Genomic DNA, 26,371 nt, shown 5'->3' with positions numbered 1-26,371 from the left:
GTTGAAGTTAAGTCTGTAAATACTCTTGTAGCCAAGGGTAAGACCAAGCGTCAAGGTATGCGTGAAGGCCGTCGTAGCGACTGGAAAAAAGCGTATGTTATCTTGAAAGAAGGTCAGGACATCGACTTCGCTGGTAGTGCAGAGTAAGGCTAGGAGCAAAGAAGAATGGCTATTGTAAAATGTAAGCCGACTTCCCCAGGTCGTCGCCACGTAGTTAAAGTGGTTAACTCTGACCTGCATAAGGGTAAGCCGTACGCACCTCTACTAGAGAAAAAATCTAAGTCAGGTGGTCGTAACAATAACGGTCGTATCACAGTACGTCACATCGGTGGTGGTAACAAACAACACTACCGTATGATTGACTTCAAGCGTACTAAAGATGGTATCCCAGCGAAAGTTGAGCGTCTTGAATACGATCCAAACCGTAGCGCAAACATTGCTCTAGTTCTGTACGCAGACGGTGAGCGCCGCTACATCATCGCACCTAAAGGTCTTCAGGCGGGTGATACCATCCAGTCTGGCGCAGATGCTGCTATCAAAGTTGGTAACACTCTACCAATGCGCAACATCCCAGTAGGTTCAACAGTACACTGTGTTGAGCTTAAGCCTGGTAAAGGTGCTCAGCTGGCTCGTTCAGCTGGTGCATACGCTCAGATCGTTGCACGTGCAGGCACTTATGTGACTCTACGTCTACGTTCTGGTGAAATGCGTAAAGTGCTTTCTGAAGGTCGTGCGACCCTTGGTGAAGTTGGTAACGCAGAACACATGCTACGTGAGCTAGGTAAAGCTGGTGCTTCACGCTGGCGCGGTGTTCGTCCAACTGTCCGTGGTGTTGTAATGAACCCAGTTGATCACCCACACGGTGGTGGTGAAGGTCGTACATCAGGCGGTCGTCACCCAGTTACACCTTGGGGTGTTCCTACTAAGGGTTACAAGACTCGTAAGAACAAGCGTACCGACAAGTACATCGTACGTCGTCGTAATAAGTAATATATATCAGAGGATAAGCCATGCCACGTTCTCTCAAGAAAGGTCCTTTTATTGACCTGCACTTGCTGAAGAAGGTAGAGAAAGCGGTGGAAAGCGGTGACAAAAAGCCTGTTAAGACTTGGTCCCGTCGCTCAATGATCATCCCTCAGATGATCGGTTTGACCATCGCTGTCCATAATGGTCGTCAGCACGTTCCTGTTTTCGTTTCTGAAGAAATGATCGGTCACAAGCTAGGCGAATTTGCACCAACACGCACTTACCGTGGCCACGCTGCGGATAAGAAAGCTAAGAAGCGCTAAGAGGAGTATAGGTAATGGAAGCTATCGCTAAACATCGCTTTGCTCGCATCTCACCGCAGAAAGCTCGTTTGGTTGCTGATCAACTGCGCGGTAAGCCAGTTGCTCAAGCTCTAGAAATTCTTCAGTTCAGCAACAAGAAAGCTGCTGATCTAATCAAGAAAGTTCTAGAGTCAGCTATCGCTAACGCAGAACACAACGAAGGCGCAGATATTGATGATCTATCAGTAGCTAAAATCTTCGTTGACGAAGGTCCTACCATGAAGCGTATTATGCCTCGTGCTAAAGGCCGTGCCGATCGCATCTTGAAGCGTTCTAGCCACATCACTGTTGTTGTAGCAGACCGCTAAGAGACTAGGAGAGAAAGCAATGGGTCAAAAAGTACATCCTAATGGTATTCGTCTTGGCATCGTTAAGCCATGGAATACCACTTGGTTTGCTAACAGCCAAGAGTTCGCTGACAACCTAGACGGCGACTTCAAGGTACGTCAGTTCCTTACTAAAGAACTGAAAAAAGCGTCTCTATCACGCATCGTTATCGAACGTCCTGCTAAGAGCATCCGTGTGACTATCCACACTGCTCGTCCAGGCGTTGTTATCGGTAAGAAAGGTGAAGACGTAGAGAAACTACGCGCTCGCGTTGCTAAGATCGCTGGTGTTCCAGCTCAGATCAACATCGCTGAAGTACGTAAGCCAGAGCTAGACGGTCAACTAGTTGCAGACAGCATCGCGTCTCAGCTAGAGCGTCGTGTTATGTTCCGTCGCGCTATGAAGCGTGCAGTACAAAACGCTATGCGTCTTGGCGCTAAAGGTATCAAGGTTGAAGTAAGCGGTCGTCTTGGCGGCGCTGAAATCGCACGTTCTGAGTGGTACCGTGAAGGTCGTGTACCTCTACACACTCTTCGTGCTGACATTGATTACGCAACTTCTTCGGCTCACACCCAATACGGTGTTATCGGCGTTAAAGTTTGGATCTTCAAAGGTGAAGTTCTAGGCGGCATGCCGGTTGAAGAGCCTAAGGCTGACAAGCCTAAGAAGCAGCGCAAAAGCCGTAAATAAGGAGTTTATTGATGCTGCAACCAAAACGCACTAAATTCCGCAAGACCTTTAAAGGTCGTAACCGCGGTCTAGCGAACGGTACTGATGTAAGCTTCGGTTCATTTGGTCTTAAAGCAGTTGGCCGTGGCCGTATCACTGCTCGCCAGATCGAAGCAGCTCGTCGTGCTATGACTCGTCATATCAAACGTCAGGGCCAAATCTGGATCCGTATCTTCCCAGACAAACCTATCACATCTAAGCCTCTTGAAGTTCGTCAAGGTAAAGGTAAAGGTAACGTAGAATACTGGGTTGCACAGATTCAACCAGGTAAGGTTCTTTACGAGATGGATGGTGTTCCTGAAGAACTAGCACGTGAAGCATTCAAACTTGCTGCACGTAAGCTACCTATCAAGACTACATTCGTAAATAAGGCGGTGATGTGATGAACGCACAAGATCTGCGCGCTAAAAGCGTTGAAGAACTGAATGCTGAGCTTGTGAACCTGCTACGTGAACAGTTCAACCTGCGCATGCAGGCTGCGACTGGTCAACTACAGCAGACTCACACTCTAAAAGCTGTACGTCGCGATATCGCACGTGTTAAAACCGTTCTGACTGAGAAGGCTGGCGCATAATGAGCGAAAAAATTCGTACTCAGCTTGGTCGTGTTGTTAGCGACAAAGGCGACAAGTCTATTGTTGTTGCAATCGAGCGTAAAGTGAAGCACCCGATCTACGGTAAGTACATCACTCGCACGACTAAACTTCACGCACATGACGAAAACAACGAGTGTGGCCTAGGCGACACTGTTGAGATTCGTGAGTGCCGTCCAATGTCTAAGACTAAGTCTTGGACACTGGTACGTGTAGTTGAAAAAGCTCGCGTTTAAGCGAACTTAGCAACTAATTAATACAGCGGCCCCGAAAAAAATTTGGGGCCGTTTATTTTTTGTCTACCCATCGGTCGAAAATGGTGTTATTATTCGCCGCCTTTAAAGAAAAGGCCTATCGACCCGAGATGGGTCCAGATGTTTAAAATTAGCGGAGCACTAACATGATCCAAATGCAAAGTACGCTAGACGCAGCCGATAACTCCGGCGCTCGTCGCGTAATGTGTATTAAGGTTCTGGGTGGTTCTCACCGCCGTTACGCACACATCGGTGATATCATCAAGATTACTGTGAAAGAAGCGATTCCTCGCGGTAAAGTAAAGAAAGGTGATGTCCTGAAGGCGGTGGTTGTTCGCACCCGTAAAGGCGTTCGTCGCCCAGACGGCTCTGTCATTCGCTTCGACCGTAATGCTTGTGTATTGTTGAACGACACTACAGAGCAACCGATCGGTACTCGTATCTTTGGCCCAGTGACGCGTGAACTTCGTAATGCGAAATTCATGAAAATCGTTTCACTAGCGCCAGAAGTACTGTAAGGAGTAACAAAATGGCAGCTAAAATCCGTCGCAACGACGAAGTTATCGTTCTTACCGGCAAAGACAAAGGTAAGAAAGGTAAAGTAACTAAGGTCCTAACAACCGGTAAAGTTATCGTTGAAGGTATCAACATGGTTAAGAAACACCAGAAGCCAGTTCCGGCAATGGGTGTTCAGGGTGGCATCGTAGAGCAAGAAGCTGCGATCGACGCCTCAAATGTTGCAATCGTTAACGGTGAAGGTAAAGCGGACCGTGTAGGCTTCCGATTCGAAGACGGCAAAAAAGTTCGTTTCTTCAAATCGACTGGCGAAACTATCAAGTAATTCTGGAGTAGTACACTATGGCGAAACTGCATGATTACTACAAAGAGACTCTAGTTAAAGAACTTGCTGAAAAGTTTGAATACAAGAGTATCATGCAAGTCCCAAGGATCGAAAAAATCACACTTAACATGGGTGTGGGTGAAGCGATCAACGACAAAAAGCTTCTAGAGAATGCTGCTGCTGACATGACTGCTATTGCAGGTCAGAAGCCGCTTATCACTGTAGCTCGTAAGTCTGTTGCTGGCTTTAAGATCCGTGAGGGCTACCCTATTGGCTGTAAAGTAACCCTACGTGGCGAACGCATGTGGGATTTCTTCGAGCGTCTAATTTCAATTGCTGTACCTCGTATTCGCGATTTCCGTGGTCTAAACCCGAAATCATTCGATGGTCGTGGTAACTACAGCATGGGCGTTCGTGAGCAGATCATCTTCCCAGAAATCGATTACGATAAAGTAGATCGTGTACGTGGTCTTGATATCACAATCACTACTTCTGCTAAATCTGACGAAGAAGCTCACGCTCTACTATCTGCTTTTAACTTCCCATTCCGTAAGTAAAAGTAAGGGTTACAAATGGCTAAAGAATCAATGAAGGCACGCGAAGCTAAACGTGCCAAGCTTGTAGTTAAGTACGCTGAAAAGCGTGCAGCGCTTAAAGCTCTAATTAGTGACGTGAATGCGTCTGAAGAAGATCGCTGGAATGCAGTGCTTAAACTTCAGTCACTACCACGTGATTCTGCGAAGTCTCGTCAGCGTAATCGCTGTAACCAGACTGGACGTCCACACGGCTACCTACGTAAGTTCGGTCTATGCCGTATCAAGGTTCGTGAAGCTTGCATGAAAGGCGAGATTCCGGGTCTGCGTAAAGCTAGCTGGTAATTTTTTACCAATTTAGAATCACGGAGTATTGACTTATGAGCATGCAAGATCCGATTTCGGATATGCTGACCCGCATTCGTAACGGTCAGGCAGCGAAAAAAGTTGCTGTTAAAATGCCATCTTCTAAGCTGAAAGTTGCTATCGCAGCTCTTCTAAAAGAAGAAGGTTTCGTGGCTGACTACACTGTTTCTGGTGAAGTTAAGCCTGAGCTAGAAGTTACTCTTAAGTACTTCGAAGCGAACCCAGTTATCGAGCAAATCCAACGTGTATCACGTCCTGGTCTGCGCATCTACAAGAAAAAAGATGCTCTTCCATCAGTGATGGGTGGCCTTGGTATTGCTGTTGTATCCACTTCCAAGGGTCTTATGACCGACCGCGCTGCTCGCAAAGCGGGTCTTGGCGGTGAGATTATCTGCTACGTAGCATAATAGGAGTAGGAAATGTCTCGTGTTGCAAAAGCACCTGTAGTTATTCCTGCCGGCGTAGAAGTTAAACTTAACGGTCAGGAAATCACTGTTAAAGGTGGTAAAGGCGAACTAGTTCGCGTTATCAACGAAGCGGTTGTATTGTCCCAGGAAGAGAACACCATCACTTTCGGTCCTCGCGAAGGTTTCGAAAAAGCTTGGGCACAGGCAGGTACTGCTCGTGCACTAGTTAACAACATGGTTGTTGGTGTTACTGAAGGCTTTACTAAGAAGCTTACTCTGAAGGGTGTAGGTTACCGTGCTGCCATTAAAGGCAACACTGTAGCACTAACTCTAGGCTTCTCTCACCCAGTTGAGCACGAATTGCCAGCCGGTATCAAAGCTGAATGCCCATCTCAAACTGAAATCGTACTAACTGGTACTGATAAGCAGGTGATTGGTCAAGTAGCGGCTGATATTCGCGCTTACCGTAGCCCTGAGCCTTATAAAGGTAAAGGTGTTCGTTACGCCGACGAAGTCGTGCGTACTAAAGAAGCTAAGAAGAAGTAAGGTAACACTATGGATAAGAAAGCATCTCGTATCCGTCGTGCGACCCGAGCACGTCGTAAGATTGCTGAACTGGGCGCAACTCGCCTAGTTGTACACCGTACTCCACGTCACGTGTACGCTCAGGTAATCGCACCAAATGGCTCTGAGGTTATCGCTGCCGCTTCTACCGTAGAAAAAGCGATCCGCGAGCAGGTTAAGAGTACTGGTAACAAAGACGCTGCTGCAGCTGTAGGTAAAGCTATTGCTGAGCGCGCGATTGAAAAAGGCATCTCTAACGTTGCATTCGATCGTTCTGGTTTCCAATACCACGGCCGTGTAGCTGCACTAGCAGAAGCTGCTCGTGAAGCTGGTCTGAAATTCTAAGGTAGGCGGAAGATGGCTAACGAAAAAACTCAATCAGATTTGCATGAAAAGCTGATCGCTGTTAACCGTGTATCTAAGACGGTTAAAGGTGGTCGTATTTTCAGCTTTACTGCACTAACTGTAGTTGGTGACGGTAACGGTCGCATCGGTTTTGGTTACGGTAAGGCACGTGAAGTTCCTGCTGCTATCCAGAAAGCGATGGAAAAAGCACGCCGTAACATGGTTACTGTTGCACTAAACGACGGTACACTACACCACGCTGTTAAAGGCCGCCACACTGGTTCTAAAGTGTACATGCAGCCTGCATCAGAAGGTACTGGTATCATCGCCGGTGGTGCAATGCGTGCAGTGCTAGAGGTTGCGGGTGTTCGCAACGTACTAGCTAAAGCATACGGCTCAACAAACCCAATCAATATCGTTCGCGCGACTATTGACGGTTTGAGCGGCATGAACTCTCCAGAGATGATCGCTGCTAAGCGTGGTCTTTCTGTTAAAGAAATTCTGGAGTAATCGACATGGCTAAGACTATTAAAGTAACACAGACAAAGAGCTCTATCGGTCGTTTACCGAAGCATAAAGCTACTTTGCGTGGCTTGGGCCTTCGTCGCATCAACCACACTGTTGAACTTGAAGATACTGCTTGCGTACGCGGCATGATCAACAAAGTTTACTACATGGTTAAAGTTGAGGAGTAATCAGAATGCGTTTGAATACTCTATCACCGGCTGCGGGTTCTAAGCCTTCTGCGAAGCGCGTAGGTCGTGGTATCGGTTCAGGTCTGGGTAAAACTTGTGGCCGTGGTCACAAAGGTCAGAAATCACGTTCAGGTGGTTCTGTACGTCCAGGCTTCGAAGGCGGTCAGATGCCTTTGAAACAGCGTCTACCAAAATTCGGTTTTACTTCTCGCAAGAGCTTGGTAACTGCTGAAGTTCGTCTAGCTGAGCTAGCGAAAGTTGAAGGTGACGTAGTAAGCCTAGAAACTCTAAAGGCTGCGAATGTTATCACTAAGAACATTGAGTTCGCGAAAGTTGTACTTTCTGGTGAGATCGCTCGTGCCGTTACAGTTAAAGGTCTACGCGTGACTAAAGGCGCTAAAGCTGCTATCGAAGCTGCAGGCGGTAAAATCGAGGAATAATTAACTCGAGGATGAGGTACAGATGGCTAAACAACCAGGACAAGATTTTCGTAGTGCACAAGGTGGCCTAGCAGAGCTTAAGACTCGCCTGCTATTCGTATTAGGTGCTATCTTAATTTTCCGAGCAGGCTCTTTTGTGCCTATTCCTGGTATTGACGCTGCTGTACTTGCCGATCTGTTCGAACAGCAAAAGGGCACCGTCATTGAACTGTTTAACATGTTCTCTGGTGGTGCACTTGAGCGTGCTTCCATCCTGGCGTTGGGTATCATGCCGTATATTTCGGCATCGATCATTGTCCAGCTGCTTACGGTTGTTCACCCGGCTCTGGCCGAGTTGAAGAAGGAAGGGGAGTCTGGCCGTCGTAAGATTAGCCAGTACACCCGTTACGGCACGCTTGTTTTGGCAACCTTCCAAGCAATTGGTATTGCAACGGGGTTACCAAGTATGATCCCAGGCCTGGTACATAATCCGGGTCTAGGATTTTACTTTGTCGCGGTAGTGAGTTTGGTTACCGGTACCATGTTCCTGATGTGGTTGGGTGAGCAGGTTACCGAGCGCGGCATTGGTAACGGTATTTCGGTAATTATCTTTACCGGTATCGTTGCAGGTTTGCCACCAGCTATTGGACAGACAGTGGAGCAAGCGCGTCAAGGTGAATTGCACGTACTTCTTTTACTGTTAATTGCAGTACTTTCTTTCGCTGTGATTTATTTCGTAGTGTTCATGGAGCGTGGTCAGCGTCGAATCGTCGTTAACTATGCCAAGCGTCAGCAAGGCCGTCGTGTTTTTGCTGCCCAGAGCACTCACCTGCCGTTGAAAATCAACATGGCAGGGGTTATTCCAGCGATTTTCGCATCAAGTATTATTCTGTTCCCGGGTACGCTGGCTCAGTGGTTCGGTCAGAATGAGAACCTAGGCTGGTTAAGTGATATTTCACTGGCGCTAAGTCCAGGTCAGCCACTTTATGTGATGCTTTATGCTGCTGCGATTATTTTCTTCTGTTTCTTCTATACCGCGTTGGTGTTTAACCCTCGCGAGACAGCTGACAACCTGAAGAAGTCTGGTGCGTTCGTACCTGGTATTCGCCCGGGTGAACAGACCGCGAAATATATAGATAAAGTAATGACCCGTCTGACATTGGCAGGCGCGCTCTATATTACCTTTATCTGTCTGATCCCCGAGTTTATGATGATTGCATGGAATGTCCGCTTCTATTTCGGCGGTACATCACTACTAATCGTAGTTGTAGTTATTATGGACTTCATGGCTCAAGTTCAGACACATTTGATGTCTCAACAATATGAGTCTGTTTTGAAAAAGGCTAATCTTAAAGGCAACGGCCGTTAAGACTGGTTATCCATTTACGGAGTTTAGCAATGAAAGTTCGTGCTTCCGTTAAGAAAATCTGCCGTAACTGTAAAGTTATCAAGCGCAACGGTGTTGTGCGTGTAATTTGCAGTGAGCCAAAGCACAAACAGCGCCAAGGCTAATTAGCAGAAATATTTCTTGCAAATTGAAGGTAGGTTGGCTAAATTAGCCAACCAATCTTTTGTGTGTGCAAAAGAATTGTTCCACCGCTGCGTATCCTAAACGGGCTCTGCAGCGGTTATTCTTGAAAAGTACTAGGAGTGAATAGTGGCCCGTATTGCAGGCATTAACATTCCTGATCAGAAACATTCTGTAATCGCTCTAACAGCGATCTACGGCATCGGTAAAACTCGCTCACAGGCTATCCTGGCTGAAGCGGGTATTGCTGAAGATGTTAAGATCAGTGAACTGACTGAAGAGCAGATCGATCTACTGCGTGATGGTGTAGCTAAGTACACTGTAGAAGGTGATCTACGTCGTGAAGTATCCATGAACATCAAGCGTCTTATGGACCTTGGCTGTTACCGTGGTCTTCGTCATCGTCGCAGTCTACCACTACGTGGACAGCGTACTAAAACCAACGCACGTACCCGTAAGGGTCCGCGCAAGCCGATCAAAAAGTAATCGGATAAGGTAGAGTACAATGGCAAAACAACCAACTCGCGCTCGTAAGCGCGTACGCAAGCAAGTAGCTGATGGCGTTGCGCACATCCATGCTTCTTTCAACAACACAATCGTAACCATTACTGACCGTCAGGGTAACGCTCTTTCTTGGGCTACTGCAGGTGGTTCTGGTTTCCGTGGTTCTCGTAAATCTACTCCGTTCGCTGCACAGGTTGCTGCTGAGCGTTGTGGTGAAATGGCCAAAGAATATGGCGTTAAGAACCTGGAAGTTATGGTTAAGGGCCCAGGTCCTGGTCGTGAGTCAACTATCCGCGCTCTAAACGCTGCGGGTTTCCGTATCACTAACATTGTTGATGCGACTCCGATCCCTCATAACGGTTGTCGTCCACCTAAGAAACGTCGCGTATAACGTTTCTAGGAAAACTGGAGAAAGAACATGGCAAGATATTTGGGTCCTAAGCTGAAGCTTAGCCGTCGCGAAGGCACTGACTTATTCCTTAAGTCTGGTGTGCGCGCGATTGATACCAAGTGTAAAATTGATAACGCGCCGGGCATGCACGGTGCGCGTCGCGGTCGTCTATCTGACTACGGCGTTCAGCTTCGTGAGAAGCAGAAAGTTCGTCGTACATATGGCGTACTAGAAAAACAATTCCGTAACTACTACAAAGAAGCTGCTCGCATCAAGGGCAACACAGGTGAAAACCTGCTTCAGCTTCTTGAAGGTCGTCTAGATAACGTAGTTTACCGCATGGGTTTTGGTGCTACTCGCGCTGAAGCACGTCAGCTGGTAAGCCACAAAGCGATCCTAGTAAACGGTCAAGTCGTAAACGTTCCTTCTTTCAAGGTAGCGGCTAACGACGTTGTTAGCATTCGTGAGAAAGCTAAGAACCAAGCACGCATTAAAGCAGCTCTTGAAGTTGCTACTCAGCGTGAACTACCGACTTGGGTCGAAGTAGACAGCAGCAAGATGGAAGGTACGTTCAAACGTCTTCCAGAACGTTCTGATTTGTCTGCCGACATCAACGAACACCTGATCGTCGAGCTTTACTCTAAGTAAGGCTATAGTTAAGAGAGGACACAATGCAGGGTTCTGTAACAGAATTTCTTAAGCCGCGTCTTGTTGATATTGAACAAGTTAATACGACGCACGCAAAAGTAACTCTTGAGCCACTAGAGCGTGGTTTCGGCCACACGCTAGGTAACGCTCTACGTCGTATTCTACTGTCTTCAATGCCGGGTTGTGCCGTAACTGAAGTTGAGATCGACGGTGTGTTACACGAGTACAGCACCAAAGAAGGAGTACAGGAAGATGTTCTTGAGATCCTTCTAAACCTTAAAGGTCTAGCCGTTAAGGTTGAGGGTAAAGACGAAGTTATCCTTACTCTGAACAAATCTGGTGCAGGCCCTGTTGTTGCAGGTGACATCACCCACGACGGTGATGTTGAGATTGCGAACCCAGAACACGTAATCTGCCACCTAACTGATGACAATGCTGATATCAGCATGCGCATCAAGGTAGAGCGTGGTCGTGGCTATGTACCAGCGTCTGCTCGTATTCACACAGAAGAAGATGAGCGCCCAATTGGTCGTCTGCTAGTTGATGCAACTTTCAGCCCAGTTGACCGTATCGCATACGCAGTAGAGGCAGCACGTGTTGAACAACGTACTGACCTAGACAAGCTTGTTATCGATATGGAGACTAACGGTACGCTTGATCCTGAGGAAGCTATCCGTCGCGCAGCAACAATTCTTGCTGAGCAACTGGATGCATTCGTAGATCTACGTGATGTACGAGTTCCTGAAGAGAAAGAAGAGAAGCCGGAGTTCGATCCGATCCTACTGCGTCCTGTAGACGATCTTGAACTAACTGTTCGCTCTGCTAACTGTCTGAAAGCAGAAGCGATCCACTACATCGGTGATCTTGTTCAGCGCACTGAGGTTGAGCTACTTAAAACGCCAAACCTTGGTAAGAAGTCTTTGACTGAAATTAAAGACGTGCTGGCTTCACGTGGTCTGTCTCTGGGTATGCGCCTGGAAAACTGGCCGCCGGCATCAATCGCTGAAGATTAATAGTTACTGATATCTAGTTAGAAGGATTAGGTCATGCGCCATCGTAAGAGTGGTCGTCAACTCAACCGCAACAGCAGCCATCGCAAAGCGATGTTCAGCAACATGGCTGGCTCTCTGGTACGTCACGAGCTTATCAAGACTACCCTGCCTAAGGCAAAAGAGCTGCGTCGCGTAATTGAGCCATTGATTACCCTAGCTAAGACTGACAGTGTTGCTAACCGTCGTCTTGCATTCGCACGTACTCGTGATAACGAAGTTGTTGCGAAACTATTTAACGAATTAGGTCCACGTTTTGCTCAACGTCCGGGCGGTTACACTCGCATCATGAAGTGCGGTTTCCGTTCAGGCGATAAAGCCCCTATGGCTTACATCGAGCTAGTAGATCGTCCTGAAGCTCAGGAAGAAGCTGCTGCTGAATAAGCACTAGCGCGTTAAATAAAAAAGAGGCCGAGTCTTTGACTCGGCTTTTTTTTTGCATAACTTTCGGGATAACAGCGAGGGTTATGTATGGTTTATTTGTTTGTAGACAGTTCCGGCTTTGGTGGTGTCGAAAGCCACATTCAGCAGTTAGCGCGACTTATTCGCCGTCAATGTGTTGATGTTGAAGTTGTTTTTTTTCGTCGTTACGCTTCCCATCCCCTGTATGCGCGACTTGCCGAATCGCAGATCCCATTTCGTTTTATCTCAGACTCCAGCTGCTCTGCCTTCTTCCGGCGATTAAATGCCGAGGATGTTGTACATGCCCATGGCTATAAAGCCGCGCTTATTGCAAGGCTGTATCGAGTCTTGTCATCATATCAGTTGGTTGTCAGCTATCATGCAGGCGAGGCCTTGTCGGGCAAGCTGGCTTTGTATGAAGGATTAAACCGGGCGACAAGTTTCCTTTCGCGCAATATTGCTGTGAGTCAGCGGATCCAGTCACGTATTCCGTTTAACTGCGAATTGCTCCGCAATTTCATTTTTGACCTGCCACCAATGATTCAGCGCCAACGACATACCCTGTTGCAGGTTGGCTTTGTCGGCCGATTGAGCTCAGAAAAAGGTATCGATCGTTTTGTTCACTTAAGCAGGCAACTGCCAGCTTGTCGCTTTCATGTCTTTGGCGACGGAGAACTCAGATCGATAGTGGCAGGAGCGGGGAAGATTAACTGGCACGGTGCAGTAAAATCCATGGATAGCTACTGGCAGCAGCTTGACTTGCTGGTTATTAGCTCGCGTGCTGAAGGCTTGCCAATGGCAGCGCTTGAGGCGATGGCTCATGGAGTGCCGGTTGTGGCGACAAACGTGGGGGAACTAACCTCCTTGTTGCCATCAAGAAGCCTGGTTGCCGAACCACAATGGGAGCAGCTAACGGTATTGATCGATGATCTTGATCTGGCCGGGGATCTTGGGTGGTTGCAACTTTCCCAGTATTCACAGCACCGTATCGCAACCCATTTTGCGGCTGAAGCTCGCTGGCCACAGTTGGCCGAAATATACCAGTTAGGTTAATTTTTTCGTTCTTGTCCATCATAGAGTATGGTTAGCACGCTGCAGTCATCGGCAGGGTTTTGAGGGGTACTTTGCCACAGGAAAGAATGCCGTTGTAGAGTATTAATCTCTTGAATGTGATTGAGCTGCTCTTGGCACCATCTGCCCTCGAACAATCCATCGCTATAGAAATGCAGGCTGTCATTCGCCGATAGTTGTACTTTGGTACCGACTACGTCAACGGTTTCGAATAGCCCTAACAGCCCCATGCCGCCCTCTACTTCCCGAGCTGTACTTCCCAAAAGAACAGGGTTTGGCATGCCAGCATTATAAATTGTAACGGTACTGTCTTTGTTGATATGGATTACCAGCAGGCATACCAAGCTGGTAGCCTCGTTGGTGTGATAGAGGTAGCGGTTGAGTGACGTAAATAGCTGTTTAGGAGAGATATTATCGTGATACAGCAACCCGCCGATAAAGCCGAAACATACCGAGCCATTGATTTTTGCGGCAAGTCCGTGACCCATCTGATCGCCTAGCACCAGTAACTGTGAACCGTCTTCCAACTGGCGTTGCATGACAAAGTCACCACCGACTTGCGGCTGTTGGTCGATGAGTAATTGCAAAGGGGAAGGGAGCGGCTGAACATCGCTGTGGCTGTTGTTGGCTGTGATTTGTTGCTTCAGCTTGGCCTCGAAGCAGGCTGATAAGTTGCTGTGCCGTTCGATAACCCTGCCGAGGACGCTAAGCAGGTGTGGCTTGGTGATGGGTTTTGCCAGGAAGTCATCAATGCCCGACTGGGCGGCAGCATTACGTGTGTTGTCTTTTGTATCGCCGGAGAGAAAAACGAAAGGCAGCATTTGATGACGTTCGAGTGCGGCCACCTTGTTTCGAAAGTCAAAGCCGTTGATATTTGGCATGTGAAGATCAGCCAGTACCAGATCGCAGTGGTTCTTGGCCAGCCAGACCAATGCTTCGCTTGCCTGGCTAAACAGTGCCAACTGATAGTCGGGCTCAAGGAAGCTGGCCAATAGAGCCAACTGGCTGCTGCTATCATCCACAATCAGAATTTGTTTACGTGTAGTTTGCCTTGGTAGCCGGAAACGGATCCGGTTATGGGAGGGGGTGATCCGATAGTCAAAATCCGGAAATGTTGCGCGGATCAGTGCCAGCCCCATTCCGTTTTCCACTTCACTGCTTGGTAATTCAGCGCTCTGTAGCTGCTCTTCGAGCTCTAGCCATGCAGAACCGTTGTCTTTAATAGCGAGGTAGTGATGGTGACCTGAGCGTTCATAGCTGATCGAAATGTGGTTTGCGGGCTCGGCTTGGTGATCAAGCAGGTTAGTACAATACTCGCTGCACACCAGCTTGAGGTTTTGAGTCAGCTCGGGGCTGAGACCCATAACAGAGGCTTTGTCTGCCAGTACTTTTCGTATCGACTTTAGATTGTCATAGCTAAGCGTGAATTGGCGCTGAAACAGAAGCTGGCTCATTGAGTGATATTTCCCCTGGCTTATTGATACTTACCGAGTAATAGAGGGTTATGCTGCAGGTAGTGGATCAGCCTACGTTTGATTGTTTCGGGTATCCAGCGTGCTTTACCGTGGAGTACCCGGATGATTTCCTGTGACAGGGAAGGGTTGCTCTTGTCGTTAATCAATGTTCCGAGCAGATGGACGCCTCCCTGCTCCAGTTTTGTCATACTGGTCAAGAGCTCACTCTCTGTTGTTTGCGCAGCCGCCAGACAGAGAATTGATGCATCGCTAATATGGCTGATGGCTGTAATGGGTAAGTTTTGCCAGTTGGCTGTACTGATGGTGCCGATATCGCAGATGATATAGTGATAGTTTTTCTTCCAGCGCTCCAGTGCGGCGGCGAGCGTTTGCGGCTGGCGAAGATCAAGAATGGTCCGGTGAACGCTGGGTTGGGGCAAAAGATCAAGCTGTTGATCAAGATGGATTAACACATCTGACTCGCCGGTACCATCGCTTTGCCATGGTCCGGAAGGGTGACCCTGTCCGGATCCCGACAGATCAAGGTCGATCAATAGCACGCTGTGCTGGTCTTCGGCGCATCGTCTGGCCAGCCACATTGATTGGGTCGATGTGCCGCAGCCCGGACTGGCGCCAGCCAGGGTGATCACCCGCGCGTCAAGTTGATGAATTTTGTGAAAGAGTTGATCGTACTCTGCACTTAACCAGGGCTTCATAGTGCGGCTCCCAAGGCAATAAGGGTGAATAGTCCTAAAACATCCCGCAGTCCCTGCCGCCATTGCTCCCCGATAGAGTCACTTTCATTGGGCACATAAACGGTATCGCCGGGACGAAGCAGGGGGAGAGGGTAACGGGCAGGATCGATGACATAGTCACGCAGGTTAAAGGTTTGGGCCTGATCGCCACAGCATGACGTATTCACAATCATGATCCGTTCGATATAGGCTTCGTCTGACGGGCCACCGGCTTCGGCCAGCAGATCAAGAATGTTCATCTGGTTGTTGAAAGTATAACGGCCGGGCTTGTTGACCGATCCCATCAGGCGTACCACCCGTTCGGCCGGTTTATCGAGCCAGTTTCCCTGCTCCTTGGGTACATAGATAACATCGCCGGGAACGACAACGGGCAACAGGCTTTCGTCACCCGTTTCAAAATAAAGGGAAAGATTTAGCTTGGTTACCTGGGCCTGGCTTTTATCGCGGTGGCTGATCCTGATCTGCCGCAAGTCCGCATCACCGTTTGGTCCGTCGGCAGCGGAAAGGATGTCGAGAAATCCCAGCTCCCGATTGAAGGCATAGCGTCCCGGTGCGCCGACCTGACCAAAGACATAGATGGAGTCATCGGCTGATTGGCGGATCCAGCTGGCTTTATTATCGGTCGGGTCATGGGGAAGCTCGTCGATGACGATGGTATCACCGGCTTCTAGCAGTGGTAGGGCGGCGAAATTGCCCCCTTCATTGATGAAATTCTCCAGGTCAAAGTAGATGACATTTTCGGGAGTGTTCTGTTGTTCCTTGATGAGCCTGATGTTGCTGATATTTGCCTGCTGCTTGGGCCCGCCAGCCATAGCAAGGATATCGAGAAACGTCATAGTATCGTTCCATTTGAATCGTCCGGGGGCGTTTACGGCGCCGATCACCTTGACTGCACGTTCGTCGGCAGCCTTCTCCAACTGTGGGATATAAATGACATCGCCAGGGGCTACATCGGGAATGAGTGACTCATTGCCGGTTTCGAAATAATGCGAGAGGTTAAAGCGGGTTACCTCGGTATCCTTGCCGCTGCGGTGGCTGATCAGGACTTCCTGGATATCCGCTTCGCCGGTTGGTCCGTCTGCTGCCGATAGAATATCGAGAAACCCCTGTTCGTTATTGAAGGCGTAACGACCCGGGGCGCCGACCTGACCGAAAATATAGATGGAGTCTCGGGCTGACTGGCGTAGCCAGCTGGATTTATTGTCGGTTGGATCATGGGGGAGTTCATCCATAATCACGGTATCTCCCGCCCTCAACTGCGGGAGTTTACCTTTCGGCTGGCCGGCCTTGGTAAATTCGACAAAGTCGAAAAAGGTCACTCTGGGTTCGTTTTTTGCGGCGGATTCGCGGATGATCCGGATATTGCTCAGGTTAGCCTGCTGTTTTGGTCCGCCGGCATGGGCCAGCAGATCCATGAAGCTCATGGAGTCACTCCACTCAAAACGGCCCGGGTTGTTGATGGCCCCGATAATTTTGATAGCACGGTCGTTGGTGACTTTCAGCCACGACTTTTCGTTGAAGTCGATTTTCTCGGGCACGAAGATAACATCACCTGGCTCGATCGGAGGGAGCGTATTTTGGCCAGGGGCGCGTGTATATTCGACCAGGTTGATGCTGAGTGGGGCGTTCACATTGCTAAGCAGCTTAATGTGCGTCGTATCGGCAAACCGGGTGGGGCCGCCAGCATTGGCCAGTACATCAATAAAGCCTGTTCCGGGAGAGCTTTCGTAGGCGCCGGGGGCTTTGACCTCACCCATGACGTAGACAGTCCGTGATGTCGTATTGATATCTTCAACTTCAATTGGTGCAAAAATCGTGGTGCCGGGTTTAATTGGCGGCAGGTTGCTGGCATCCCCGGTATCAAGATAGGCCTTGAGATCAAACTGGTAAGGGATGTTGTCGGTAATGACCCGTATCTTGGTGACATCGGCGTAACGGGTGACACCATCAGCCCGCATGAGCGCATCGACGACTGTCATATCCGGCTTGAAGCTAAATGTACCAGGGTTACGCAGTTCACCAAAAATCGTGATCCCTTGCTCTTCGTCGGCATCCCCGCCTTCTCTTAGAGAAGCAGCATCAAAGTTCACCTCGATGTTACCCAGTAGAGGAGAGGCCGGAACAAAGATAGTATCACCGCTTTTGATGGCTGGTAGCTGACCGGGATCGCCAGAATCAAGGTATTGCTTATAGTTGAAGACTTGCGTTTTGCTGTTTCGGATTAACTTGAACTGGTCCAGCTGGGCCCCGGGCCTTGCTCCGCCAGCTTCGGCAACGGCCATTTGTATATTGCTACCGGGTTTGAGTGAGACCATCCCCGGCTGCTCGACATAGCCGAGAACCTGTATACGGATCAGATGTTCCATGATGCTCAGTTCAAGTTCGTCTAAGTTTCGGTAGATGGTACTGAGCCGTTTACGGATCCTTTGCTCTGCTTCGTCAATGCTGAGCCCGGCAACGGTGATAAGCCCTGCTTCGGGTAGCCTGAGCTGCCCTTGGTCATCAATGGTAAAAGGATCGTCAAATGCACTCTCGCCAGGGAGCTGCAGGTACACCCGGTCACCGGGGGTCAGGGTTGTCCCCCAGGCCGGAGCAATAATGAGCAGCAGTACCAACAGCAAGGCTCGACTCATAGCGACTCCCTGACTGCATGCCAGTCTTGCAGTGAGTAGACCCGGTGAATGGAACGGGTATGGTGCTCAACAAGGACTTTGGCATCTACTTTGCGGTTGCTGAGCCGTTGGGTCCGAGAGCGGGGATCTTCAACAGATAGCTCTTCGCCTGCGCTAAAGGTAGTTATCTGATTGGCGTCGACGCCTTGTTCTATCAGGTATCTGCGTACGGCATCGGCTCGTTTCATGCCTAGTTGGTTGTTACTTTCCCGTGTGCCGATGGTGTCGGTATGACCGGTTAGCTGGAGGTGCCAGTGGTTCTGGCGTTTTAGAATTGATGCTGCACGTCTTAGCGCTTGTTGGTAGTCGGGCAGTAGCTTGGCCCGGTTAAAGGCAAACTGGTTGTCGATAAGCATTAAGAGCAGGAATCTATCTCTGAGCTCTATTTCTGAATAGCGGGGATCCAGGCACAGGGTGTGGTATTCCAGCCAGTCCATCTGACGCTGGATCTTGCCAAATTGCGTCTGGTATTCCAGTAACGTGATATCGGCATCATCGCTGAACCCGGCTTTGGCTTCCTGGCGAGCCTTGCTGTACAAGTTTTCCAGTTGTTGGTACTGGCCGGGCAAGCAGAGTTTAGCTCCCCGGGTTGCCAACAGCTGCAGCTCGAAGTCATGATGCTCGAGCTCAAGCCATTGATCCCTATCCGGCGGTGTGTACGGGTTTTCACCCGATGTGGGCCAGGTTGTACAGCCGCTGATCGCAAAGATCATCAGCAGGATCGGAAATTTATCCATATCGTCACAACTCCGCTGAGGTGATCATCGGGATCACCTTGTCTATCCGTAACATTTGCATCAGCTGGCGTGGCTGGCCATTGACATTAAGCAGGCGTAATTTTTTATCTCTGCTTTTCAATCGCTTGTATAAGAAAACAATGGCACCAATTCCGCAGGAGTCAATAAATTGTACCTGTGTCAGGTCAAGTATCAGCTCACTTTCCTCGGTTTGGCTGAGTGACTCAAACTCTGGCTCCATTTGTCTGGCAATATGGGCATCAAACTCATCGTGAATTGGCAGGGTAACGACAGAACCTGTTATAGCTTGCATACTAACCTCTTGTCTGAAATTGATTTTTGCTTACGGGTAAGCAATACAAGTGATATGCCAACTATTGTCCGCGTTTGGATACCATGATGTAGATAGTTTTAAAAATGATGTAGAAATCCATTCTAAGCCATTGAAGCGGTGAGCCTAATGCGACGGCGTAGGCGTGATCCCAGGCTATTTTGTTTTTTACATCATCCAGACAGCTGTCATAGCCCTGGTTGACTTGTGCCAGGCCGGTAATGCCGGGACGAAGGCCTGCGGTCCGCTCGAGATAAAAAGGCAATGCATTTTGCAAATCGCCACACATTTCGGGCCGCTCCGGTCGTGGGCCGATTAACGACATATCTCCCCTTAACACATTGATAAACTGAGGCAGTTCGTCAAGCCTAGTCGCCCTGAGAAAGCGTCCGATGCGTGTGATGCGCGGATCATTCTGGGTAGCCCAGACAGCACCAGACTGATTCTCAGCATTCTGGGTCATGGTGCGGAACTTGATGACGTTAAAGAGCTCTGCCTTGTCCTCGGTGATCCGACCGACCCTGAGCTGATGGTAGAAGGCCGGTCCGGGCGAGTCGAGTTTGATAAGAATTGCCAGCAATGGCCATAGGGGAAGGGTAAGCAGCATACCTACAAGGCTGAGGACAATGTCACTGCCGCGTTTGAGGGCCTGGGTTGATTGTGTCTGATAGTTTGCGATAGGAGGCAGGTGGCGCCACCCTTGTCGAAACTGGCCGCCGAGATACCGGAGCATACCGAGCAGGGAGGAGAAGTAGCCGCCAATAAAGTAATGCAGCTTGTCGGTTAGACGGCTGTGGATACCCAACAAAGGCAGCAGTGCCAGTAGATAGGCAACACTCTGTAAAGTGACTAATCCCTGGGCAATCCTGACTCCTTGCCATGCCATGATGATGCTAAGAGCAAAATAGAACAGCAGAATAAAAGGCATAATGGTACGAAGTCCCTTGCCGGATGCAAACAGCCAGTTGGTCTTGTAGTGACGGAACTGGAACAGGAATCGGCAGCGTATTAGCTGCTGAAGGTTGCCGGCTCCAATACGCTGGCGGCGTTTGTGGTTATGTTGTTCGTCGGTGGGGGTGAGCTCGACGCTGTTGATGCTTTGGTTAAACACGACATTGTAGCCTTGCTTGATCACTGTCATCGGCAACATGAAGTCATCGTTGATGGTATCTTCCGGCAGTGGGGTAAATAGCTTGGCGCGCATGATATAAAAAGCGCCATTTCCTCCCATCACATTGCCAAGGTGGGATTCGGCATGGCGGATGTTGTTCTGCCATTGCCAGTATTGTTCTTCGCCAAGTGTGGCCTCGGCCAGTAGGTAGCAGCACGTAATTGCCCCTGTTTGCGGGTTGCGGAAGTTTGCCGCGGCTTGCTTCAAGGCATCGATGGAGATCAGGGCAGAGACATCGCTGAGGGCAATAAGCTCGGAGGTATCTTTCGCTTGCGCCATTAGCTGATTTATCCGGGCCAGCTTACCGCGGTTGGTTTCATCCTCTATGACGTGAAGCGCAATGCCCGCGGCGCTAAACTTATTTTTCCATCGTTCAATGATCCTGGCGGTTTGATCGGTACAGCCATCGCAGCAAATCCAGACGGAGAGCTGCTCAGCCGGATAGTCCAGCATCAGCAGGTTAGCCAGCTTGGCTTCAATGCATTGCTCCTCGTTGTGCGCCGGCATGACCAGTGCAATAGAAGGAAAGTATTGGTCATGCTCTTCGACCTGTTCCTCATTTGCAGAGTTGGAACGCGTTGCATGTTCATTGGCACTGCGATTTCGGCCAAGCCAGATCATCATACTGGTGTAGATCATATGGTGATAAACAATAAGCAGGCTAAGAAAGATGAGTAACATCCATTCGAGTGTCATTGTTATTTCCCCCTAGTTTGAATGAGCTAATGCTTCGTAAGTGGCCGTCATTATCCGGACGTCAGCCTGATTACGAATGTATTGGGCATTACTTTCACGATAGGTTTCAGCGGCGCCTAACCCTTTTGTTAGTGCTCTGGCCAGCTCTTGTGGCTCATCGGGGTTGATAAGTAGGCCGCTGTGCGGGCAAAGCAGGTCCGGAATCCCCCCGACAGCTGTTGCGACGACGCTTTTGCCGCAGGCCTGAGCTTCAAGCAAGGCCAGAGGCAGCCCTTCCTGGCGGGAGGGCATACAGAAAATATCAATCGCCCGGTAATAATTTCGCATGTTGGCGCAATGCCCGAGCCAGTGAACTCGGTGGGAAACTCCAAGCTGTTCGGCTTTTTTAATTAGCGAAGATTGCTCAGGTCCACTGCCTGCGATGGCTAGTCGGTGGTTGTCCGGAAGGAAAGTGAGTGTCTCGAGCATGGTATCGATTCCCTTCTCCGGCACTAACCGGCCGGCACAACCAATAATGATCTGATTGGCGGGAAGTTGAAGAACCTGCCTGGCGAGTAGTTGGTTACCGGGCGTAAAGTGTTCGGTGTCTATGCCGTTGACGATGACCTGGCTGGTGGTGATCCCATATTGATTCAGTTGTTCGGCAACCCGGGGGGCATCGGCGATTAAATGAATATTGGTCCCTTTTAATAGCCAGCGGGTGATGAACCGCTGTTTGGTGTCGTGCAAGTGCCAGCTGTCATGCTCGGTCTGGATGTGATTCAGGGACAGGCCGATAGTGGCGAGACGGGTATAGAGTAATGGGCCAAGATGGTGAGAGTGCACGGTGGTCACCTTGAGCTGCTTGATGAGCTGTCGCAATGAAATAACCGTATTGAGATCTCTGCCTTTGGGCTTGTCGAGAAAGAAAAGGCGAGATGCGAACGGTTGCAATTCAGGCCAGGCTGCAATGGCCGAGTGCTTCTCTCCTTCCAGCGAGACAACGTAGACATCATGACTGGGAGAGGAAAAGCGCAGTAGATTGAGAACGAGTCTCTCGATACCGCCTGGACACAGGTGTTGGACAATTTGTAGTGTGACATGCTTCATGATGAACTCCCTGGAAAGTTGGGGATCCTGGCGAGTACCGGTACTCGGGTTAGTCGATTGATTTGGGTTGTCTGGTATAACCGGGTATCTAGTAGCTGTACGGCACAGGCAAGGGACAGGCCGAGCCCGAGTCCAGCCACAATGCCGAGAAGGAAATTAAGCCACCATGGCCAGTTCAGCGGGCGGTGGGGTTGGATTGGGCGATCGATGATCTGCAGTTTGTCGGGTTCCTCAAAACGACCTAGGTGGCCTGTGACCTTGGCCATTTCATAACGCTCCAAAAGCTGGTTATAGATCCTGGATTTGACGTCATAGTTACGCTGCAGGATCTTTAGTTGCTTTTCCAATGTGGCGAATTCGGCCCTTTTACTCTGTAGTTGGGTGGCCTGCGCCTGAAGCAGCTTCAGCTCACCATCCAATGTCTGGATCTGGCTTTCCGCCTGCTGAAGTTTTTCGAACTGGCTGAGCAGTATTGGTTGGTTATTGTTATCGCGGCTTTGGGTATGGTTTGCCACGCGCTGCCAGAGTTGACTGACTTCCTGGGCGCTGAGGGATTGCTGCTCGTCAACCAGTCGGGAACGTTCTTGCTTCAGGCGACCAAGCTTGCGCAGTACCGCTTTGACCGCTGAGTGGCGGTCGGTATAGCTTGCTCGCAGCATTGCCAGCTCGGCCTCGGCTTTGACGATTTCCTCTTCCAGCATTCCGACAACCGGATTGGTACTGGCCAGGCGCTGGAAGAAATTATCACGCTGGGTTTTGGCGTGCAGCAGGGCTAGTTCTGTTTCCTGAATGAGTGAATTAAGGCGGGCATCGTTTTGTACCTTCATTCCCTGTAGCTGGGGAAGGTTATCGGCATGCTCGGCTTTGAACAAAGCCAGTTCGCTTTCGGCCAGCTCGAGATCTTGCTGGGTCGATTCAAGCTGCTTGTGGAGAAAAACTTCAGAACCGTCGACGGAGGCCCGTCCCGGAGCGCGGAGCTTGTCGAGAAAAATATCGGAAACTTTGTTCAAAATCACCGGCATTTCTCTCGGGGTTGGCCAGTTTAGCCCAAGCTGAACCAAATCATTGCCGACCAGGGTAACACTCAGGCTCTGGCTTAGGTTGCTGATGACGACTTCTCTTTGCGTTTTGTCTGTGACGGGGGCCAGCTCAAGCTCGGTAGTAACCCGTTCCAATACAGAGTGGCTGTGCAGTAATACCCGTAATGCCTTGATGCGCTGTTTCAGGTTCATTGAAATGGAGAGGTCTTCGAGAAACGGATTGAGCATTGCCGCTTCCTGAACCAGGATTGTGGTTTGGGCATAGTAGCGCTTGGCCTTGAGGAAACTGCCCGCTGTCATCAGTAACGGCATGATAAGTACCGGCAGCAGGATCAGATACCTGTGAACCCACATGGCATGGATTAGCGGATAGAGCTTGGCAAATAACTTGTGCCGCATGGCTATTGCCTCATCAAGATCAGCGTATCAGCTGTCTGCTTGGGGGCGTATTTCAGCAATAGCGGGATTTCTCGATCGTCGGAAATCTGGCTGACAGCCTGAATACGTTTTTGCCCCTGGACGAGCGCTTTGAAAGGATCCTCCATCGCCGCCGGTGCAACTAAAGCCGTCAACTGGTGATAGGGGTGGTTGTCGAGAAAGCGGGTTATTTTTCTGTTCTGCTCAGCTGTTAGGGAGGTTTGTTCCGGGCTGAAATAGAGGGTGAGCTCCTGAGGGGTATGAACCGTACTGGCACACCCCCATAAAATGAGACTGCTGCATAGACAAAGGATCCTTTTCATCTGACTACCTTCTCTGTTAACGGGTATATAGAAGTAGTAGCAAAAAAGGTGCCCAGAGTTAGAAAAATTATGACGGGGAGTCTGTTTTTTCGGACATTAGTTTTGAATTTATTAATTCGATAACGGCATTGGCGCGATTCTCCCAGCTTTCATGGGCGATTCGTACAGAGGCCTGCTTGGCATAAGCTTGTCGCTCACTGTGGCTGAACTGGCAATGGCTATCAATTGCCTGTAGCCACTCATTCGGGCTGGTGGCAGTTGTTACCAATGGCTGATAGGGATGAACGGCAGGAAAATCAGCGCTGATCACCGGGCAGCCAGCCGCCAGATACTCCCTTAGTTTTAGTGGATTACAGGCTCGGATCTGAGCGTTATCGATGAAGGGTAAAATTGCCGCAGTCCAGTGCTGAAGATAACCCGCCAGCTGGTGGTGGGGCTTGGCAGGCAGGAAATGGATATTTGGAATATGGCTGAGTGCGGTGATATCCGTATTTACCGGGCCAACCAGGTAGAAGTTGATACCGGACCGGGCGTTGGCCAGGTGGGCTAACAGGCTTTGATCGAGCCAGTTATTGATACTGCCATAGAACCCGACGCTGGGTTGTGTTGTGCTGATATCAGCAGGACAAGACGCAGGTTTTGCAAATTGCGATAAGGCGACGCCGTGAGGAAGCAACCAGGTTTTACTGGCCGGAAACTTGTCTTGTAAGGCCGGGCTGCAAGCCAGAATAATGTCGGCCCTGTGAATGAGCTGTTTTTCCATTTCAGTGACATAATGGTGATCAACATCGGCGAGGGATGAGAAATCATCACCGCAGTAATAGATCACAAGATCACTGTCGCAGATATCCAGGTAATCCACCGCTGTGGGTAGCGCCGCCCAGATGATGCGGCGTTTTTGTTTGCGGTAAAGCTGCATATTCAGCAATGCATTATTGATTTTTTTGATAAGGGGAGCCTGTGCAACAGGCCACACCAGAGGCTTGATGATTGTGGCTGGAGCCTGGTTGGGATTACACTCTTTGGTGTTACCTGTTTTAACCCGCGAGCGATGGCTAAGCGTTGCGTACAGTTTTTCTCTGACCCTGCTAATGTCTCGCCAGTTCAGTTTGGGTTGGCGTAGCCCGATAGAATTAATCCAAGTTACCTCATAGCGGTCCATCAGCGCGGTTAAAATATGCTGGCTGCTTGAAGGATGCCGCCCCCAGTCTTCTCCGAATACAAGAAATTCCATTTTAATACTCCAAGTTTTTGATCACCTTTGCCGGATTGCCTCCTGCCAGCACGCCCGGTGGGATATCTTTGGTCACCACGCTGCCTGCAGCGATGACGCTGCCTTCACCTATGGTGACACCGGCCATAACCATGACTCCGGTGCCAAGCCATACGTCACGGCATAGATGAATATCGCCGATTTGCTGGTCGGTATCAGGTTGGCCGATAGCACGGGCATGGGGTTCCATGGGGTGGCCGGGGAAACCGGCTAAAAATACTTTTCCGGCGAGGCGGACGTTGTCATCAAGCTGAACTTTGGTACCGACGGCCAGGGTGTTCTGCCAGCCGATGTCCACATTATCGCCGATGATCAGCTGAGGTCGTTGTGCCCCCCATACTCTGCCGCAATATGTTGATACTCCTGAGAGACGACATTGCTCCCCGAGGCTGATATTGAGCTGGCCGAGTATTTGTGGCATGCCGCAATCTAGCTGAAGGCTTTTAGGGCGATGAGCAAGCTGGGAAACAAAGAGCGGGGTGAAATAGCATTTTTGCAATATGCAATGAATCATGTTCTTTGTTGCAAGGTGCAGATGATAGAGCAGTGAATGCAGCAGAGGAATACAGGGCAGGTAGCTCCCCCTGACTCTCTGTAGCAGTTGTTTGATAGAGATAATTTGGGCTGGGCTGAGATGCTGTTTAACTAAGGTTCGCATGTTTATCCTCCGGTATCAGTGTTAGCCGATCAAGTGCCAGAATCAGGCCAATGAGAATATAAAGGGGCCAGTTTGTGCCTTGGGTTAAAAAGGTCCCACTGACACAGAATGACACCATGCCAAGCCATAGCCCCTGGGCCAGCGGCTTCATTTCATGGTTGTTCAATCTTTTCAGTAGCCGGTAGCTCACTTTGAGGGCTCCGATAAGCATAAGCAGAAACAATACCAACCCGGCAAACCCGGTTTCTGCGATGATCTGCATCCAGGTACTGTGGACGGCGTGGTTTTTTCCGTCCCAGTGTGGTGAGTAGAAATAATAGTTATATAAGAAGTTATCGAGTCCGACGCCGGTGAACGGGTTGGCGACTGCCATATTGAAGGCTGCCTGCCAGGCGTATATGCGCCCCATAGCGGATTCATCAATCCCTTCTTCTGCCGCTCCGCCGGAGGAGCGATCACTGATCCCGGCCAGGGCGATCAGTGCGAGCAGGCCGATACTGCTGAAGATGACCGGTACAATAACGGAGCGGCTTTTCAATAATGTCAGTGCAAATATCCCGCTTGCGATTCCTAACAGCCCGCCCCGGCTTTGGGTTGCCAATATACTCATCAATAGGACAATTAGCGTGATGATGGTAAGGCCTCGTTGCCACTTGTTGCCATGAAAGCTATAGGCTAGGGCAAAAGAAACAGGAAACAAAAGCACCAGGGCCAGGTCATTGGGATCGCCCAGTACAGAGCCAATGTCTCGTCCAATGGTGA

At 49.7% G+C, this 26,371-nt stretch carries 38 protein-coding genes; 26 read left to right on the top strand and 12 right to left on the bottom strand.

The window, feature by feature from the left end; all coding sequences use genetic code 11:
- The 26 genes from rplW to MHN01_RS02700 form a co-directional block, all read left to right on the top strand.
- The coding region (gene rplW / locus MHN01_RS02825) for a 50S ribosomal protein L23 (protein WP_239409932.1) at window positions 1–147 on the top strand (147 nt) is incomplete at its 5' end.
- Between the two features lie 18 nt (window positions 148–165).
- Window positions 166–990, top strand: coding sequence for a 50S ribosomal protein L2 (gene rplB, locus MHN01_RS02820; protein ID WP_075762922.1), 825 nt, complete (start codon window positions 166–168; stop codon window positions 988–990).
- Between the two features lie 20 nt (window positions 991–1,010).
- Window positions 1,011–1,289 carry a 30S ribosomal protein S19 gene (gene rpsS / locus MHN01_RS02815; protein WP_007469141.1) on the top strand — a complete coding sequence of 93 codons (279 nt, stop codon included), beginning with the start codon at window positions 1,011–1,013 and terminating at the stop codon, window positions 1,287–1,289.
- Window positions 1,290–1,303: 14 nt separating this feature from the next.
- Entirely contained in the window at window positions 1,304–1,636 is a 333-nt protein-coding gene (gene rplV, locus MHN01_RS02810; protein ID WP_007469139.1) for a 50S ribosomal protein L22, read from the top strand.
- 19 nt (window positions 1,637–1,655) lie between these two features.
- On the top strand, window positions 1,656–2,345 hold the full coding sequence (gene rpsC, locus MHN01_RS02805; RefSeq protein WP_239409931.1) for a 30S ribosomal protein S3: 690 nt from the start codon (window positions 1,656–1,658) through the stop codon (window positions 2,343–2,345).
- A gap of 11 nt (window positions 2,346–2,356) precedes the next feature.
- Window positions 2,357–2,767, top strand: coding sequence for a 50S ribosomal protein L16 (gene rplP / locus MHN01_RS02800; RefSeq protein ID WP_075762920.1), 411 nt, complete (start codon window positions 2,357–2,359; stop codon window positions 2,765–2,767).
- The gene (gene rpmC / locus MHN01_RS02795) at window positions 2,767–2,958 is read left to right on the top strand and encodes a 50S ribosomal protein L29 (RefSeq protein WP_007469134.1); all 192 of its coding nucleotides are present in this window, start codon (window positions 2,767–2,769) and stop codon (window positions 2,956–2,958) included. The genes rplP and rpmC overlap by 1 nt, the downstream gene beginning before the upstream one ends.
- Window positions 2,958–3,212 (top strand): 30S ribosomal protein S17, encoded by a 255-nt coding sequence (gene rpsQ, locus MHN01_RS02790; protein ID WP_239409930.1) that lies wholly within the window; start codon window positions 2,958–2,960, stop codon window positions 3,210–3,212. The genes rpmC and rpsQ overlap by 1 nt, the downstream gene beginning before the upstream one ends.
- A 164-nt stretch (window positions 3,213–3,376) precedes the next feature.
- Window positions 3,377–3,748, top strand: coding sequence for a 50S ribosomal protein L14 (gene rplN / locus MHN01_RS02785; protein ID WP_075762918.1), 372 nt, complete (start codon window positions 3,377–3,379; stop codon window positions 3,746–3,748).
- A gap of 11 nt (window positions 3,749–3,759) precedes the next feature.
- Window positions 3,760–4,071 carry a 50S ribosomal protein L24 gene (gene rplX / locus MHN01_RS02780; protein WP_239409929.1) on the top strand — a complete coding sequence of 104 codons (312 nt, stop codon included), beginning with the start codon at window positions 3,760–3,762 and terminating at the stop codon, window positions 4,069–4,071.
- A 17-nt stretch (window positions 4,072–4,088) separates the two neighbouring features.
- A complete protein-coding gene (gene rplE / locus MHN01_RS02775; RefSeq protein WP_239409928.1) occupies window positions 4,089–4,628 on the top strand; it encodes a 50S ribosomal protein L5 in 540 nt (179 codons plus the stop codon).
- A gap of 15 nt (window positions 4,629–4,643) precedes the next feature.
- Complete coding sequence (rpsN, locus tag MHN01_RS02770) at window positions 4,644–4,949, top strand: 30S ribosomal protein S14 (protein WP_239409927.1); 306 nt, start codon at window positions 4,644–4,646, stop codon at window positions 4,947–4,949.
- 35 nt (window positions 4,950–4,984) lie between these two features.
- Window positions 4,985–5,377, top strand: a complete 393-nt coding sequence (gene rpsH, locus MHN01_RS02765) for a 30S ribosomal protein S8 (protein WP_007469110.1) — start codon at window positions 4,985–4,987, stop codon at window positions 5,375–5,377.
- A gap of 12 nt (window positions 5,378–5,389) precedes the next feature.
- Entirely contained in the window at window positions 5,390–5,923 is a 534-nt protein-coding gene (rplF, locus tag MHN01_RS02760; RefSeq protein ID WP_239409926.1) for a 50S ribosomal protein L6, read from the top strand.
- A 9-nt stretch (window positions 5,924–5,932) separates the two neighbouring features.
- On the top strand, window positions 5,933–6,286 hold the full coding sequence (rplR, locus tag MHN01_RS02755) for a 50S ribosomal protein L18 (protein WP_068330631.1): 354 nt from the start codon (window positions 5,933–5,935) through the stop codon (window positions 6,284–6,286).
- A 12-nt stretch (window positions 6,287–6,298) separates the two neighbouring features.
- On the top strand, window positions 6,299–6,796 hold the full coding sequence (rpsE, locus tag MHN01_RS02750; RefSeq protein ID WP_036817708.1) for a 30S ribosomal protein S5: 498 nt from the start codon (window positions 6,299–6,301) through the stop codon (window positions 6,794–6,796).
- A 5-nt stretch (window positions 6,797–6,801) separates the two neighbouring features.
- A complete protein-coding gene (rpmD, locus tag MHN01_RS02745) occupies window positions 6,802–6,981 on the top strand; it encodes a 50S ribosomal protein L30 (protein WP_005302823.1) in 180 nt (59 codons plus the stop codon).
- 5 nt (window positions 6,982–6,986) lie between these two features.
- Complete coding sequence (rplO, locus tag MHN01_RS02740) at window positions 6,987–7,421, top strand: 50S ribosomal protein L15 (protein ID WP_075762911.1); 435 nt, start codon at window positions 6,987–6,989, stop codon at window positions 7,419–7,421.
- A gap of 22 nt (window positions 7,422–7,443) precedes the next feature.
- Window positions 7,444–8,769, top strand: coding sequence for a preprotein translocase subunit SecY (gene secY / locus MHN01_RS02735; protein WP_075762910.1), 1,326 nt, complete (start codon window positions 7,444–7,446; stop codon window positions 8,767–8,769).
- 29 nt (window positions 8,770–8,798) lie between these two features.
- Window positions 8,799–8,912, top strand: coding sequence for a 50S ribosomal protein L36 (gene rpmJ / locus MHN01_RS02730; RefSeq protein WP_000868186.1), 114 nt, complete (start codon window positions 8,799–8,801; stop codon window positions 8,910–8,912).
- Between the two features lie 145 nt (window positions 8,913–9,057).
- On the top strand, window positions 9,058–9,414 hold the full coding sequence (gene rpsM, locus MHN01_RS02725) for a 30S ribosomal protein S13 (protein ID WP_075762909.1): 357 nt from the start codon (window positions 9,058–9,060) through the stop codon (window positions 9,412–9,414).
- Window positions 9,415–9,433: 19 nt separating this feature from the next.
- On the top strand, window positions 9,434–9,823 hold the full coding sequence (rpsK, locus tag MHN01_RS02720) for a 30S ribosomal protein S11 (protein WP_005370963.1): 390 nt from the start codon (window positions 9,434–9,436) through the stop codon (window positions 9,821–9,823).
- Between the two features lie 27 nt (window positions 9,824–9,850).
- Window positions 9,851–10,471 carry a 30S ribosomal protein S4 gene (gene rpsD / locus MHN01_RS02715; protein WP_239409925.1) on the top strand — a complete coding sequence of 207 codons (621 nt, stop codon included), beginning with the start codon at window positions 9,851–9,853 and terminating at the stop codon, window positions 10,469–10,471.
- A 23-nt stretch (window positions 10,472–10,494) separates the two neighbouring features.
- Window positions 10,495–11,484 carry a DNA-directed RNA polymerase subunit alpha gene (gene rpoA / locus MHN01_RS02710; protein WP_075762907.1) on the top strand — a complete coding sequence of 330 codons (990 nt, stop codon included), beginning with the start codon at window positions 10,495–10,497 and terminating at the stop codon, window positions 11,482–11,484.
- Window positions 11,485–11,517: 33 nt separating this feature from the next.
- Window positions 11,518–11,904, top strand: a complete 387-nt coding sequence (gene rplQ / locus MHN01_RS02705; RefSeq protein WP_075762906.1) for a 50S ribosomal protein L17 — start codon at window positions 11,518–11,520, stop codon at window positions 11,902–11,904.
- An 87-nt stretch (window positions 11,905–11,991) separates the two neighbouring features.
- Window positions 11,992–12,975 (top strand): glycosyltransferase family 4 protein, encoded by a 984-nt coding sequence (locus MHN01_RS02700; protein ID WP_239409924.1) that lies wholly within the window; start codon window positions 11,992–11,994, stop codon window positions 12,973–12,975.
- Here MHN01_RS02700 and MHN01_RS02695 read toward each other — a convergent pair.
- The 12 genes from MHN01_RS02695 to MHN01_RS02640 form a co-directional block, all read right to left on the bottom strand.
- On the bottom strand, window positions 12,972–14,447 hold the full coding sequence (locus MHN01_RS02695; protein ID WP_239409923.1) for a SpoIIE family protein phosphatase: 1,476 nt from the start codon (window positions 14,445–14,447) through the stop codon (window positions 12,972–12,974). The two genes, MHN01_RS02700 and MHN01_RS02695, sit on opposite strands and share 4 nt — an antisense overlap.
- A gap of 20 nt (window positions 14,448–14,467) precedes the next feature.
- The gene (locus MHN01_RS02690; RefSeq protein WP_239409922.1) at window positions 14,468–15,163 is read right to left on the bottom strand and encodes a hypothetical protein; all 696 of its coding nucleotides are present in this window, start codon (window positions 15,161–15,163) and stop codon (window positions 14,468–14,470) included.
- Window positions 15,160–17,835: an SLBB domain-containing protein gene (locus MHN01_RS02685; RefSeq protein WP_239409921.1), complete on the bottom strand. Its 2,676-nt coding sequence runs from the start codon at window positions 17,833–17,835 to the stop codon at window positions 15,160–15,162. The genes MHN01_RS02690 and MHN01_RS02685 overlap by 4 nt, the downstream gene beginning before the upstream one ends.
- Entirely contained in the window at window positions 17,832–18,611 is a 780-nt protein-coding gene (locus MHN01_RS02680; protein WP_239409920.1) for an OmpA family protein, read from the bottom strand. The genes MHN01_RS02685 and MHN01_RS02680 overlap by 4 nt, the downstream gene beginning before the upstream one ends.
- Before the next feature lie 4 nt (window positions 18,612–18,615).
- The gene (locus MHN01_RS02675; RefSeq protein WP_075762900.1) at window positions 18,616–18,924 is read right to left on the bottom strand and encodes an STAS domain-containing protein; all 309 of its coding nucleotides are present in this window, start codon (window positions 18,922–18,924) and stop codon (window positions 18,616–18,618) included.
- Between the two features lie 61 nt (window positions 18,925–18,985).
- A complete protein-coding gene (locus tag MHN01_RS02670; protein WP_239409919.1) occupies window positions 18,986–20,809 on the bottom strand; it encodes a sugar transferase in 1,824 nt (607 codons plus the stop codon).
- A 12-nt stretch (window positions 20,810–20,821) separates the two neighbouring features.
- Window positions 20,822–21,898 carry a glycosyltransferase gene (locus MHN01_RS02665; protein ID WP_239409918.1) on the bottom strand — a complete coding sequence of 359 codons (1,077 nt, stop codon included), beginning with the start codon at window positions 21,896–21,898 and terminating at the stop codon, window positions 20,822–20,824.
- On the bottom strand, window positions 21,895–23,337 hold the full coding sequence (locus MHN01_RS02660) for a Wzz/FepE/Etk N-terminal domain-containing protein (protein WP_239409917.1): 1,443 nt from the start codon (window positions 23,335–23,337) through the stop codon (window positions 21,895–21,897). The genes MHN01_RS02665 and MHN01_RS02660 overlap by 4 nt, the downstream gene beginning before the upstream one ends.
- A 2-nt stretch (window positions 23,338–23,339) precedes the next feature.
- Window positions 23,340–23,678, bottom strand: coding sequence for a hypothetical protein (locus tag MHN01_RS02655; protein WP_239409916.1), 339 nt, complete (start codon window positions 23,676–23,678; stop codon window positions 23,340–23,342).
- A 67-nt stretch (window positions 23,679–23,745) separates the two neighbouring features.
- Entirely contained in the window at window positions 23,746–24,912 is a 1,167-nt protein-coding gene (locus MHN01_RS02650; protein ID WP_239409915.1) for a glycosyltransferase, read from the bottom strand.
- Window position 24,913: 1 nt separating this feature from the next.
- Window positions 24,914–25,609, bottom strand: coding sequence for an acyltransferase (locus MHN01_RS02645; RefSeq protein WP_239409914.1), 696 nt, complete (start codon window positions 25,607–25,609; stop codon window positions 24,914–24,916).
- On the bottom strand, window positions 25,593–26,371 hold a 779-nt coding region (locus MHN01_RS02640; RefSeq protein WP_239409913.1), incomplete at its 5' end, for an O-antigen ligase. The genes MHN01_RS02640 and MHN01_RS02645, both read right to left, overlap by 17 nt.

Source organism: Photobacterium sp. OFAV2-7 (genome assembly GCF_022347985.1).
In the GTDB taxonomy this organism is placed as follows: Bacteria; Pseudomonadota; Gammaproteobacteria; order Enterobacterales; family Vibrionaceae; genus Photobacterium.
This window is presented reverse-complemented; position numbering and strand designations above follow the sequence as displayed.